This window comes from Amycolatopsis sp. EV170708-02-1, from assembly GCF_022479115.1.
Classification (GTDB): domain Bacteria; phylum Actinomycetota; class Actinomycetes; order Mycobacteriales; family Pseudonocardiaceae; genus Amycolatopsis.
Genome location: NZ_CP092497.1, coordinates 8,516,328 through 8,529,238 on the forward strand (window position 1 = coordinate 8,516,328; position 12,911 = coordinate 8,529,238).

Consider the following 12,911-nt stretch of genomic DNA (forward strand, 5'->3'; position numbering starts at 1 on the left):
AGTAGGTCAGGCCCGTTTTTACGGCAACCTGGGAAGTGTGCCGAGGACTAACCTCGGGACATGGCACCTGTGACCTGGCCGACATCGCCGGGCGAGGCACGCCGATCTCCGGCACGGCCGGGGACGACGCACGTCGGGAGAGAGGGAATCCCTGACCTATGAGCACGAGTGCGAACGGCAACGGCTCCTTGTCGGCCGTCAGGCCCACCGAGGTCGCCAAGCTGGACCGGGTGGTCATCCGGTTCGCCGGTGACTCCGGTGACGGCATGCAGCTGACGGGTGACAGGTTCACCTCGGAAGCGGCGGCCTTCGGCAACGACCTGTCGACCATGCCGAACTTCCCCGCGGAGATCCGCGCGCCACAGGGCACCATCCCGGGCGTCTCGAGCTTCCAGGTGCACTTCGCCGACTACGACATCCTGACCCCGGGCGACCGGCCGGACGTCCTGGTCGCGATGAACCCCGCCGCCCTGAAGGCGAACCTCGCCGATGTCCCGTCCGGCGGGACGATCATCCTCAATACGGACGAGTTCTCGAAGCGGAACCTGGTCAAGGTCGGCTTCGAGAACGATCCTCTCGACGACGACACCCTTTCGGCCTATCAAGTCCACCGGGTCGCCATGTCGACGTTGACCAGAGGCGCGCTCGAAGAAACCGGGCTGTCCAAAAAGGACGCCGAACGCGCCAAGAACATGTTCGCGCTCGGCCTGCTCTCCTGGATGTACCACCGGCCGACCGAAGGCACGGAACGCTTCCTGCGCGAGAAGTTCGCGAAGAAGGCCGACATCGCCGAGGCCAACATCCTGGCCTTCCGCGCCGGCTGGAACTACGGCGAGACGACGGAGTCGTTCGCGACGACGTACGAGGTCGCGCCCGCGAAGCTGAACCAGGGCACGTACCGCCAGATCACCGGGAACACCGCGCTCGCGTACGGGCTGGTCGCCGCCGGGCAGCAGTCCGGCCTGCAGATCCTGCTGGGCACGTACCCGATCACCCCGGCTTCGGACATCCTCCACGAGCTGTCCAAGCACAAGAACTACGGCATCCTCACCTTCCAGGCCGAGGACGAGATCGCCGGCATCGGCGCGGCGCTCGGCGCCTCCTACGGCGGTGCGCTGGGCGTCACCTCGACGTCCGGGCCCGGTGTCGCGCTGAAATCCGAGGCCATCGGCCTCGCGGTGATGACCGAACTGCCGCTGGTCGTCGTCGACGTCCAGCGCGGCGGCCCGTCGACCGGCCTGCCGACCAAGACCGAGCAGGCCGACCTGCTGCAGGCGATGTTCGGCCGCAACGGCGAATCCCCGGTGCCGATCGTCGCGCCGCTGTCCCCTGCGGACTGCTTCGACGCGGCGCTGGAGGCCACCCGGATCGCGCTGAAGTACCGCACGCCGGTGTTCCTGCTCTCGGACGGCGCGATCGCGAACGGCTCCGAGCCGTGGCTGATCCCGGACGTCGAGGATCTGCCGGATCTGCGCGTGGAATTCGCCACCGAGCCGAATGCCGAGGACGGTTCCGGGGAATTCTGGCCGTATGTACGCGACCCCGAGACCCTCGCCCGCCAGTGGGCGCTGCCGGGCGCCGCCGGTCTGCAGCACCGCATCGGCGGGCTGGAGAAGGCCGACAAGACCGGCCACATCTCCTACGACCCGGACAACCACGACAAGATGGTCCGGCTGCGCCAGGCCAAGATCGACGGCGTCGACGTCCCGGACCTCGTCGTCGACGATCCGAGCGGCGGCAAGGCACGGGTGCTGGCGCTCGGCTGGGGCTCGTCCTACGGGCCGATCGGCGCCGCGTGCCGCCGCGTCCGCAAGGACGGCATGCCGATCGCGCAGGCGCATCTGCGCCATCTCAACCCGTTCCCCGGCAACCTCGGCGACGTACTCCGTTCGTACGACACCGTCGTCGTCCCGGAAATGAACCTCGGCCAGCTTTCGATGCTGTTGAGGGCCAAGTACCTCGTCGACGTGAAGTCGTACACGAAGGTCGCCGGGCTGCCCTTCAAGGCCGAAGAGCTGCAAGGCGTCTTCACGGAGATCATCACCAGTACGGAGGGGGCGAAGTGACCGCGATCGACCTGGGGATCCCCACCCTCGGCGGCTTGGACCTTGTGCCGACCGAGACCGAACCGCAGAAGGCGAAGGACTACAAGTCGGACCAGGAGGTCCGCTGGTGTCCCGGCTGCGGTGACTACGTCGTGCTCAACGCCGTGCAGTCGTTCCTGCCGACGCTCGGCCTCAAGCGCGAGAACATCGTGTTCATCTCGGGGATCGGGTGCTCGTCCCGGTTCCCGTACTACCTGAACACCTACGGCATGCACTCGATCCACGGCCGGGCGCCGTCGATCGCGACCGGGCTCGCGACCGCGCGCCCCGATCTGTCGGTGTGGGTCGTCACCGGTGACGGCGACGCGCTGTCCATCGGCGGCAACCACCTGATCCACGCGTTGCGGCGCAACGTGAACATCAAGATCCTGCTGTTCAACAACCGGATCTACGGCCTCACCAAGGGCCAGTACTCGCCGACGTCCGGGCCGGGCATGGTCACCAAGTCCACCCCGATGGGCTCGGTCGACACCCCGTTCAACCCGCTTTCGCTGGCGATCGGCGCCGAAGCGTCGTTCGTGGGCCGCGCGCTCGACTCGGACCGCAAGGGCCTGACCGAGGTGCTGGAAGCCGCCGCGAAGCACCGCGGGTCGGCGCTGGTGGAGATCTACCAGAACTGCCCGATCTTCAACGACGGCGCCTTCGACGTCCTCAAGGACAAGGACGAGGCCGCGACCCGGCTCATCCCGCTGAAGGCGGGCGAGCCGATCAAGTTCGGGCCGCAGGGCGAATACGGGGTCACGCGGAGCGGCTGGGCCGGCCTGGAGGTCGGGAAGGTCGCGAACATCGGCGAGGAGAACCTCGTCGTGCACGATCCGGCGCTCGAGGACACGTCGTACGCGTTCGCGCTTTCGCGGATCGGCGACCAGAACCTGAACCACGTGCCGACCGGCATCCTGCGGCAGGTCGAGCGGCCCACCTACGACGACCAGGCGCGTGCCCAGGTCGCGGAGGCGCAGGCGGCCCGCAAGCCGGATCTGCAGGGCCTCCTACGAGGCAAAGACACCTGGACCGTCGTGTAGCTGGTCACCAGTACATGAAGGCCCCCTTCCTTGCGCCTGGCGCAAGGAAGGGGGCCTTCATGTACTTCAGGTGAGGGGACGGAAGCCAACCCGCTCCGCGTCGGCGGCGGTGCGGAACCAGACCTCCGCGACCATCTTCGGGAACTGCTGCGAATCCTCCGTGCAGTACCGCAGAGCGGTCACGCTGGCCTTGACCGCGAAGTCGTCGGCCGGACGGCCACCACCCGGCCGCGGCATCGCCGAACCGGGACCGAACGGGCCGGGAGGGACGGATTCGGCCACCGGAGCGGACACCTGCCGCGCGGGCGGCGGCTCCGGCGCCGGCATCGCGTCGCCCGGCTGGACGGCGGGCTCGAACAGTGAACCGCTCTGCCCACCGGACAGCTCCGGCTCACGACGTTCGATCGCCCGCATCGACGGCTGGATCGGCTGCGGCGGCTCGAAACCACCGCGGACCGCGCCCCGCGGCGTGCGCTTGGGCAGCACCTGAGTGGCTTCGGCGGGCGTCTCGGGCTCCGAGTCGGGGAGACCGGCCTTCGCTTCTTCGTCCGACCCGAAGGCGTACGCGGGCGGATCGTGGAGCTCCTCTTCCCGCTCGAACCAGTTGGTCTCGACGGGCGCCTGTTCCGTCTCCACGCGCGACGCGGGGCTGAACAGCGACACCGGCTCCGGCTGCGTCTCGGCGCCTTCGGGGTCCAGCTGCATCTCCAGGCGGGACCGATACGGCCCTTCGCCCGGCAACGACGGCTGGGGCTCGGGTTCCGGATCCGGCTCGACGTCCAGCGTCGACGCGGGCTGGAGGTACTCGGTCGCCGCGGCGGCGTACGGGTTCTCCGGCTCGGGCTGGGGCTCGGGTTCCGGCTCCGGCAAGGCCGCCGGGATGTACTGCGTCCGCTCGGCCGCGGGCTCCGGGTCGGGCTCCGGCTCCAGAACCGTGTCGGCCGCGGTGCGGTACTCGGCCTCGTACTCTTCTTCGGGTTCGAAGGTCTGCGTCGGGGCCGGGGGCTCCGGCTCCGCGACGACGTCCTCGACGGGCGCCGGCTCCTCGGCGGGTTCCGTCCACTGCTGGGCGGGCTCCTGCTCGGTGAGCGTCTCGGGATACGCGGGCTTCGGCTCCTCGGCCGCCGCGAACTCCTCGTCCAGATCGTCGTGCGACGGCTTCGTGAGGTACGCGGTCCCGCCGGCGACGGCCGCGGCACCCGCGCCGAGGCTCACCCCGGCGGGCAGCCGGGACGTCTCGGCGTGCGCGGTGGCCAGCGAACTTTCCAGCTCACGGATGCGCTTGCGCGCCGGGACCACCAGCACCAGCCAGGTGAGCAGCGCGCCGACGACGAACGCCAGCAGACTCCACAGCCAAACCTGTCCGAAAATGGACATCTAACCTGCCCTTTGTCAATGCGTTAATGCGTTCGCGCGACCAGGTAGTCGGCGACCGATTCGCAGGCGTCCCGGGCAGGCGACGCGGGCAGCGCCGCGAGCTCGGCACGCGCCCGACGAGCGTAGTCGGAAAGAGTTTCGCGTGCTCGTTCGAGTCCGGACGAGGCCCGCAGCAGGCCAAGGGCCTCGGCGACGAGCTTGTCGTCGGAGATCGGGCCGGACAGCAGCTCGACCAGGCGCGGGTCGGTGGCCGGGTCGGCCAGCGCGTACAGCATCGGAAGCGTGCGGACGCCTTCGCGCAGGTCTGTGCCCTGCGCCTTGCCGAGCTCGTCGGAAGCGGACGCGATGTCGATGACGTCGTCGGAGATCTGGAACGCCGTCCCGATGATGTCGCCGAAGCGGCGGAGCGCGTCGATGTAGTCGTCGGGCGCGCCGGACATCATCCCGCCGAACCGGCCGGAGGTGGCGATCAGCGAGCCGGTCTTCTGCGCGATGACCGTGAGGTAGTGCTCGACCGCGTCGTCGCCGTCGGCCGGGCCGACCGTCTCGCGCATCTGACCGGTGACCAGCTCGCCGAAGGTCTCGGCGATGATGCGGGCCGCGTCGGTGCCGAGGTCGGCGACCAGCCGCGAGGCGTGCGCGAACAGGAAGTCGCCGGTCAGGATGGCGATGGTGTTGTCCCAGCGGGCGTTGACGCTCTCCGCGCCGCGGCGCATCGTCGCCTCGTCCATCACGTCGTCGTGGTACAGCGTCGCGAGGTGCACCAGCTCGACGGCCGCGGCGGCGGTGACCACCTGGTCGCCCTGCTTCGGCCCGAACTGCGAGGCCAGCAGCGTGAACAGCGGACGGAAACGTTTGCCCCCCGCCTCGACCAGGTGCGAAGCGGCGTCCTCGACGGCCTTGACGTCACTGCGGACGACCTCGCGGAGCAGGGTCTCGACGTCGGCGAGACCGGTCGCGAGGGTGCGCAGGAGCTGCTCGTCGGCGATCTGGAGCCCCACGGACGCGCGCAGGTCCTCGATGGCACCACCTGGGGCAGGTGAAGACACAGACACGTCGGCTCCGCTCTCTTTGACACCGTTCGGGGTTGCTCCCAGCGTAGTGGCTACCGGCTGAGGCCTGTTGACGTGCTGTCCTGCGGAAACGGTGACGAAGATGACAGTGCTGGTCCAAACGAGCCAGCAAGGCGCTCTGAGCATCGTCGTCCATGCGACGGACGCTCCCTCGCTGTGGTCCGGGAGGTAAGGCAGCAGGGCCCTGCCACTCAACAGACAGCCAAGCAGAGGGGATCGGCTCAGCGGAACCTGTACGGCTCGTCCGCACCGTGGCGGCGATCGCGAAGGCTCCCGAACCACCCCTCGGCGGTTGATGGATAAGACCACGGCGAGTTAGGTCTACTTCCTCCCAGGACCATCCCGATCCGCCTCATGACGAAGGTCTGACCTCCGACTTCGGCGGCCTTGCCAAGGGCTGGTCGCACGAAACACAGATGCGACGACGTCTCCGTCTGCGACTATCTCACTGATGTCTGCTCCCACGGAGCGTCGCTCGAGGCGGCACGAGAAAGAGCGCCATCTCGGTGCATCAATCGGACTGGGTGGGATCAAACTCCAGCAAGGAAGCCTGCCGTTCTACGTGAACGGTCCCGAGACACCCCTCGCGCCGAAGCTCCACCCCTCGGAGCGATCGGTCGGGCGGGAACTTCGACACGCTGTTCGGCGGCCTACTCCGGCGTATCTTGATGTCGTCCACAACGGCAAAAGATCGACTACCCTGGGTCCCAATTCGAAGTCGAGACGGTGGGCATGGACCTGGTGCTGAGCAAACCAGAACATCAAGGGGCCTTCGGCCAGTCGTTCGTTCATGTCCTCGCGTCGGCGGCCGGGCTGACCGTCGCGAGAGAAGACATCGACAGCCGAGGTTTCGATCTGACGATCGGCCACAAGGGCAAACTCGGCCGACTCCGTCACCCGAACATCGAGGTGCAGGTCAAAAGTTGGTCGAAACGCATCGCTGTCGAGCAACAGGGTTACTGGAAGTACGACCTTCGAGCCCGCCACTACAACGAACTCGCTGGCACCGACTTCATGGTCCCCCGATTCCTGATACTGGTGATAGTCCCTGATGACTGGCACGACTATGTGGATCACGCTCCCTCCGCCACCGAACTCAGGCATGCCGCTTACTGGATGTCGCTGCGCGACCACCCAAGATCGAATCTCAAACCGGACAGCAAGGTTCGCGTGGACGTCCCGGTTCGGAATCTCCTCACGGTCGACTCCCTGCACGCGGTGATGAAGTCAGCCGCGACGCTGCCGGTGGGGGCCTGATGTCCTACGAGACCTCCAACGTTGAACGTCGTACTGTTGACCTCACCGCCATCGTCACTTACCTGCGCTCGACAGGCTGGCGTGAATCAGGCACTTACAGTCGCGCGATCGTTTGGACGACCATCGTCGATGAATCCGAAGTCGAACTCCTTGTTCCCGCCACCTCGGAGTTACGGGACTACGCCGAGCGCGTCGCCGACATCGTCAGGACGCTGTCTTTTGTCGAAGGGCGACCGGAACCTGAAGTTATTCGAGATCTCCACTCAACTCAGATTGACGTCTACCAGATCAGGACTGTCCCTGATGGAGTTAGCGGTACGATTCCGCTGAGTGAAGGCATGCGTGCGGTCAGAGGGGTGCACGATATCCTCTTGGCCGCCGCGACGGCCGCCGCGTCTCCAGACCGTCCCAGTGTTCTGCCCAGTCAGAAGCCGCTGGCGGCGAAGGCAGTCATCGATCAGCTCCGCCTAGGACAAACCAGTGTCGGCAGCTATGTGCTGCGAGTGGAAAGTCCGCTTGCCGACGCGAACCTAAAACCTGCCGTGTCCGCGCGTGACGTGCTCCTTTTACTCCACCAAGCGGCTTCCGCGGCTCATGACGCGGCAGCAGAAACGCACGGGGAGAACTTCATCGAGTTCGAAGAACGGATCGGAGACGGGGTCTCGGCCAATCTCTGTGAAGCACTGGTGGACATCGGTGGACAGCGGCAGAGCATGTTCGAGCTTTCCTTTTCCTGGGCCCCAGCCTCGCCAGCTGGAGCGGATACCCCACTCGTCCGCTTCAACTCTCGCACAATCTCGACCCTTAAACGCGCGGCGAAGCACCTGCGGAGGCTGCCGGTCGCCGAGGCAGTCGTGGTAATCGGACGTGTCACTCATCTGGAACGCCCTCGTCCAACAGACAAGCTCGGCAAGGTTCAATTAACCGGCACAATCCAGGCCAAAGACCAGCGCCGGGAAGAAGACCGGATCGTCATGCGACTGAATCCACAACAATACTCCTTGGCTGTGGCTACCCATGGCGACGGACGCAGCGTCCGGGTCACCGGTGCGCTCCGACACACCGGACGCCAGTACGAAATCAGTCGAATCGACCAGTTCGAGGTCCTTGCCGACTAATCGGAGAAGAATCCACATCCTGTGGTGCCAAGGGTATCGACCAGCAACGCTCGGTCCAGGTACTGGTTGCCTCGTTCACATGACGTTTCCGCAGCGAACAAACACGCATGGCAAGCGGCGCCATAGAGCCTCCCGTGCACCCGCGGGTCATGCTCCGAACAGAGCGGATCGGAACTGCAGAGTTCCGCCGCCTCGATCGCCTGATCGACAAGCTGTCCAAGCCTTTCGGTCTTACCCAAAGACACGAGCCCACCGAGCGTTCCTTCGCTGTCCGGCGCCGCCGTGTACAACAAGATCCCAGCCATAGGCGTCTGCCCATCCTCCGCGGCCGAGCGCGCGTAGATCCGCTCGCCGATTCCTGCCGCGCTGTACCCCGAGTCCAGGGCGAGCTCCCGGATGAGCGTGTGCGCGAACGTGTGCAGGAGGACATACCGCATCCCTGGCCAGCCCGCGGCGTCGACGTCTCGCTGACGACACCATGACCGATGTGCGGGCAGCAGCACGTTCCGCTCACGCTGACGCACCTCTGGCCGGGCTTCCCAGCGGGCGACACGCTCCTCATCGAACCGCAGAAAGAACCCCTCACCCCTGGTTTCCGCACAGGGAACCCAGGTTGGCTCTGACAGCGACAGTGGCGCTCGTCGCTGGTCCGGAGTGTCTTGCACCTCCCATTCCGGCGCGTCGATCCGGGTGAATCCGTAGAGCGCGGCCACCTCCCGCAATCGCGGTACCAAGACCAACCTGTTCAACCACGAGTCGGTGTTCTCTGGGACCGGCTCTCGCACTGTGGTGAAGTCGGGCTGATTCGCCGCCCGGTCGCTGGTGAGAGCATCCCACTCCGGCTGGTAGAGGTCGACGTTGTCTCCACGTCGCTCATCGCGCGGTTTGTGCCGGGCACGCTCGACGACCGCGCGCCATACCTTGTCAATGCCGTAGCGTTCGAGGTCAGGCCAGCAGTTCTGATTCGGAATGATCTGCTTGGCCACCTCCTCAGGCAATTTGGCGAGAATCTCCAGTTCCTTCCAGAACTCCGCGACCACGTGCCTGAGCGGGTCACGATCCCTGGGTACGGTGAAGGCTCTCAGCTGAGTCGGGAACCAGCTGTTGGTAGCACCGAGGACGAGAGTGCGAACTGGCTGCCCGCACTCGTCGAACTTGCCTGGAAGATGCGGGTGACGGCCTCGACAGCCCGGCAGACTGAATTCAGCCGCCTCACCGAAAGCCTCGGACATCGACCTGCGAGCGTTGCACTCGCAGGTGACGAACACGTTGGCGGCCTCGCCGGTACTACCGGATTCAGTCATCCTCAAGGAGTGCCCGGACTCGGGCTGGACACCCCGATGTGAATAGAAGTGCCAAGGGAAGTCGTCGAGGTGACCGTTCTCGCACGCCAGTACGAAGCGAGCCGGCAGAGCGGCAGGGCGTTTCTTCCCAGTGCCCCAGCACTTATGCGCATATCGAACGTGATCGGGCCGCACCGGGTCCGGTTCCAAATCGAACAGGCCACTGGTGGCTTCACCCAGCCGATTGCAGCGGGAGCATCGAAGCCAGCCAGGGAACAGGCCCACTGGCACTCCGACCTTGGTCCACTGCCCGAACGGGTCAGACGTCTCCGGCAAATACGGCGGCAACCGCAAGGCGGTGACCTGCCGGCCCAGCTTCGCCCGTACCGCGGTCAGCAAGCGCTCTTCTTGCACAACGTGAGATCGCTCGAGGTTCCAGAAATCGAGACCCAGCATCACCACGGACAGATTGGGCAGGTCCGCCATCGCGCCGGCGCCGTAGGTGTGCAGCAGCTGATTCGGCCGCATCGCCCCGACTCGGTGCGCCTGGGGTTCCGCGGTGGTCACGAATCGCTGCCTTCCGGTTCGGTTTCCGCCGCGGGTACCCGTGCGGCGAACGGTGGTGGAGTGTCCGCGCCCGCACCGCCAGGAGGTTGTAATAACAGTTGAACACCTGGCTCGACATCGCGCAGTGACCTGGGGCAGGTGGCGAGCCTCCAGCTCCCACCTGTCGGGGGTTGCAAGAGACCGACGATGTCGTCGGACCGGCCGGGCTGTTCATACGCCAATCGGCGCCCGGGGGTAAGACGCTCCCGGTTCCAGTAGGCCAGTCTTTCGTCCAACGCCTTTTCCACCCGGCGCTCGGCATCGTCATCGGTCGTGCTCCGAGATCGCTGACGGAGATATCGGGCGACGTACGCGGCGAGTTTGGACGTGCTGTCGAAGTCTTCCGCACGCCGGTTGCCGTTGTACGCGAGTTCGGACTCCCTGATCAGCGAAACCAGCACACCGGTCAAGCCGCGGTCCACCGCACGATCCGCGAACGGCGTCACCGATAGTGCTTCGACATGACGATAGACCGTCGCATGGAAGTGCTCGAAGCTCTCGTAGTGTGAAAGATCGCGGGGCCGGGCCCAGTTGTAGACGGTGAAGATGAGCCCAGGTGAACTGCGGCCGACCCGGCTGGTGGCCTGGATGTATTCGGCCGCCGATTTCGGTTGTCCGCAGACCACCATCATGCCGAGCCTGGAGACGTCGACACCCACCGCGATCATGTTCGTGGCCAGCAGGACGTCGATCGGGGTGGGGGAACCCTTGTCCTTGCTTCGAGGGAACTCGACCTCCAGCCGGTCGAGCAGTGGGCGGATTTCATCCGAGGACAGCCGGGAGGTGAGCTCCCGGATCCCGTCGTCGGATACGTATCTGGTGGCCAATCCACGCTCAGCCGCACGCTTCAGCCTGCTGCGCACGTCATCTTCGGCGATCCGCCGCATGCCACCGAGGTCACGAAGGCTGTTGAAGTAGCCGACCAAGGTCATGTACGGGTCGGTGATCTCGTTGCGACCGTATCGCTCATGCAGCTTCTGCGCCGCTCCGAGCACCGAGACATATACCCGGATCAAAGTCGACTTGATCCGGGTTCCTTGAGCGCAAATGCCGATGTAGCGACGGCCCGGTTGGCCGGACACAGCACGCTGCCTGGCGAAGAAGTTGTCATCAACAGTGAGACCCGGTGGCGGGAAGATCTCCGTTTTGCGATCGAACAGCGAACCTATTTGCCGGTCGGCACGTCGCACAGTCGCGGTCGAGGCGATCACCTTCGGCCTGACCTTGCGTCGAGTGTCCGGATTTTCCCAAGTCGCGAGCTCGTCGACGGCACATTCGTAGAGTCCGACCAGTGAGCCGAGTGGCCCGGAGATCAGGTGCAGCTCGTCCTGGATGATCAGGTCAGGTGGGCGCAACGCCGCAATACCCACGATCTGCGAAGCCGGCGCCTCCGGCAGCGGCCCGTGCCGATCCTTTTCCTCCCAGCCGTCATTGTGCCGAAGGTCCTCGGTCACGAGGCCATGTCGTTCACACCTTTGGCTGACCCTCCCGAACAGGGTCGTCGTCTCGCCCCGCCACGGCAGCTGGGCGAACTTGTCCACTGTTCCGATCAGCAACGCCGGCGGGTGCCGATAGATCTCCTCGTCCACCACCAGAACCGGCAGCCCCCTGCGTTCCTCTCGGCCAGGTCCGTCATCAGCAGCAGCGAGTGTGCCGAAAGGACAGCTGAGACCAGGGCAGGTTACGAGGGTGCGTCGATAAACGTTGTTGACCTCGATGTCGCGGCCAGGCTCAATCCGGCTGCCACACCAAGGGCAGCTGGACAGCTGATGTGGAGAGCCTTGTGCCCTGGTCACCGAACCGCGGATGTTCCGACGTTGCTTCAGCCAGTCCTCGGCCTTTTTCGTGCTGTTCGGCGTGACTCTCGCGCCGACCCACATGCCGATCCGGAACGGAGTATGGCCCCACGTTTGTTCGTCTTCCCGACGGAGGATTTCGGCCGCGCAGATCAGCGTCGTCGCGCGCTCGAACTGCTGAATGGTGAGCAGCCGAAGCGTGTATCTCATCAGCACGGCGACTCCGGCCATCGCGTTGAGCGTGCCGTACTGCGGCTGTAGCCGACGAACGGCAATGGTGAACGCGGTCAGCCCCAGGTAGGCTTCGGTCTTGCCACCACCTGTCGGGAACCACAGCAGATCCGCCACCGCGGTGTCCTCGGTCGACCGCTCCGGATGCGCAGGATCTGCCAGCGACGCCAGATTGAGCAGAATGAAGGCCAACTGGAACGGCCGCCATTCCTGCGTCGTATTTTGGTCCACGAGGGACACCGTCCGGTCGAAATCAGCGGCTTGGTCCTTGCGTCGCCTTGCAGCGACCTGGGTGTGCAACCGCTGGAGGTACATCGCACGGTTCGCGAAGCCGAACGCGCGGCGTGCGCGATCATCGGAGGCGAGGACGTCGATGCCGGCTTCGATGCGATCGGCCGCACGGCCAGCCGCGACCAAGCTTTCGCGAGCCTCTTCGAGGTAATCGCCCAAGTACTGGTCCGAGTCTCCGATCGCCGTCGCTTTGCGGTCAATCCAGGCGCGATAGCCAACGACCAACGGACGCAAGACGGCACCCAGTGATTCGGCTGACTGGCCGGCGAGCTCACTCAGTCGTTTCATCCCAAGTTCGACATCTCCGAGCTCAGGGAGATCGGGATCGGCTTCAACGGTCGGCACACCTGTGTGCGGAACCTCGTACTCGGGCGCAGTGCTGGTGCTGATCTTTGTCGCACGCATGGGGTCGCCGGGGGCGACGACGGCATGGACCGCTGTTCCGCTACCAAAGGCGAACTCGGGTGGAAGCGGTATGCCATGGCCAGGCGCCGACGCTCGGCCTGGTCCGCGGAGTCGATGTTTCTCGGCCGTTCATGCCGCGGCAGGAACACCGGTCGCGCATCCTCGCCGACAGCAGACAACTCAACCTGGAACAACCACGAAGGAACATGTCGCCGCCGCTCAGGCTGGCTCTGTTCATTTTCCAGGAACAGCGAAACCAGCCAATTTCCATCTTGCTTCCGAACTCGGCCGCGAACGACGACATCCGGTTGATCCGAACTCGGCGACATGCGGGGCAGCAGGCCCGG

8 protein-coding genes are annotated in these 12,911 nt (G+C 65.5%); 4 read left to right on the forward strand and 4 right to left on the reverse strand.

Annotated features, from left to right (window positions below; all coding sequences use genetic code 11):
- Nucleotides 1-158: 158 nt before the first annotated feature.
- Together MJQ72_RS38865 and MJQ72_RS38870 are read left to right on the forward strand one after the other, a co-directional pair.
- Nucleotides 159-2,066, forward strand: a complete 1,908-nt coding sequence (locus tag MJQ72_RS38865; RefSeq protein WP_240595922.1) for a 2-oxoacid:acceptor oxidoreductase subunit alpha — start codon at nucleotides 159-161, stop codon at nucleotides 2,064-2,066.
- A complete protein-coding gene (locus MJQ72_RS38870) occupies nucleotides 2,063-3,127 on the forward strand; it encodes a 2-oxoacid:ferredoxin oxidoreductase subunit beta (protein WP_240595923.1) in 1,065 nt (354 codons plus the stop codon). Before MJQ72_RS38865 ends, MJQ72_RS38870 begins: the two co-directional genes overlap by 4 nt.
- Before the next feature lie 66 nt (nucleotides 3,128-3,193).
- Here MJQ72_RS38870 and MJQ72_RS38875 read toward each other — a convergent pair whose 3' ends face one another.
- Both MJQ72_RS38875 and MJQ72_RS38880 read right to left on the reverse strand, forming a co-directional pair.
- A complete protein-coding gene (locus MJQ72_RS38875) occupies nucleotides 3,194-4,504 on the reverse strand; it encodes a hypothetical protein (protein ID WP_240595924.1) in 1,311 nt (436 codons plus the stop codon).
- 23 nt (nucleotides 4,505-4,527) lie between these two features.
- The gene (locus MJQ72_RS38880) at nucleotides 4,528-5,553 is read right to left on the reverse strand and encodes a polyprenyl synthetase family protein (RefSeq protein WP_038520027.1); all 1,026 of its coding nucleotides are present in this window, start codon (nucleotides 5,551-5,553) and stop codon (nucleotides 4,528-4,530) included.
- Nucleotides 5,554-6,309: 756 nt separating this feature from the next.
- Between MJQ72_RS38880 and MJQ72_RS38885 the strand changes: the two genes are divergently transcribed.
- Together MJQ72_RS38885 and MJQ72_RS38890 are read left to right on the forward strand one after the other, a co-directional pair.
- Nucleotides 6,310-6,834 carry a DUF4365 domain-containing protein gene (locus tag MJQ72_RS38885; RefSeq protein ID WP_240595925.1) on the forward strand — a complete coding sequence of 175 codons (525 nt, stop codon included), beginning with the start codon at nucleotides 6,310-6,312 and terminating at the stop codon, nucleotides 6,832-6,834.
- The gene (locus tag MJQ72_RS38890) at nucleotides 6,834-7,952 is read left to right on the forward strand and encodes a hypothetical protein (RefSeq protein ID WP_240595926.1); all 1,119 of its coding nucleotides are present in this window, start codon (nucleotides 6,834-6,836) and stop codon (nucleotides 7,950-7,952) included. The genes MJQ72_RS38885 and MJQ72_RS38890 overlap by 1 nt, the downstream gene beginning before the upstream one ends.
- Here the strand turns inward: MJQ72_RS38890 and drmB are convergent.
- Both drmB and drmA read right to left on the reverse strand, forming a co-directional pair.
- Nucleotides 7,949-9,802 carry a DUF1998 domain-containing protein gene (gene drmB / locus MJQ72_RS38895; protein ID WP_240595927.1) on the reverse strand — a complete coding sequence of 618 codons (1,854 nt, stop codon included), beginning with the start codon at nucleotides 9,800-9,802 and terminating at the stop codon, nucleotides 7,949-7,951. The two genes, MJQ72_RS38890 and drmB, sit on opposite strands and share 4 nt — an antisense overlap.
- Nucleotides 9,799-12,564, reverse strand: coding sequence for a DISARM system helicase DrmA (drmA, locus tag MJQ72_RS38900; protein WP_240595928.1), 2,766 nt, complete (start codon nucleotides 12,562-12,564; stop codon nucleotides 9,799-9,801). Before drmA ends, drmB begins: the two co-directional genes overlap by 4 nt.
- Between the last annotated feature and the right edge of the window lie 347 nt (nucleotides 12,565-12,911).

Excerpts from the sequence above, each read along its gene's own strand:
- MJQ72_RS38865 (WP_240595922.1), top strand. The coding sequence starts at position 159 with ATGAGCACGAGTGCGAACGGCAACGGCTCCTTGTCGGCCGTCAGGCCC.
- MJQ72_RS38875 (WP_240595924.1), bottom strand. The coding sequence starts at position 4,504 with ATGTCCATTTTCGGACAGGTTTGGCTGTGGAGTCTGCTGGCGTTCGTC.
- MJQ72_RS38885 (WP_240595925.1), top strand. The coding sequence starts at position 6,310 with ATGGACCTGGTGCTGAGCAAACCAGAACATCAAGGGGCCTTCGGCCAG.
- MJQ72_RS38890 (WP_240595926.1), top strand. The coding sequence starts at position 6,834 with ATGTCCTACGAGACCTCCAACGTTGAACGTCGTACTGTTGACCTCACC.
- drmA (WP_240595928.1), bottom strand. The coding sequence starts at position 12,564 with ATGCGTGCGACAAAGATCAGCACCAGCACTGCGCCCGAGTACGAGGTT.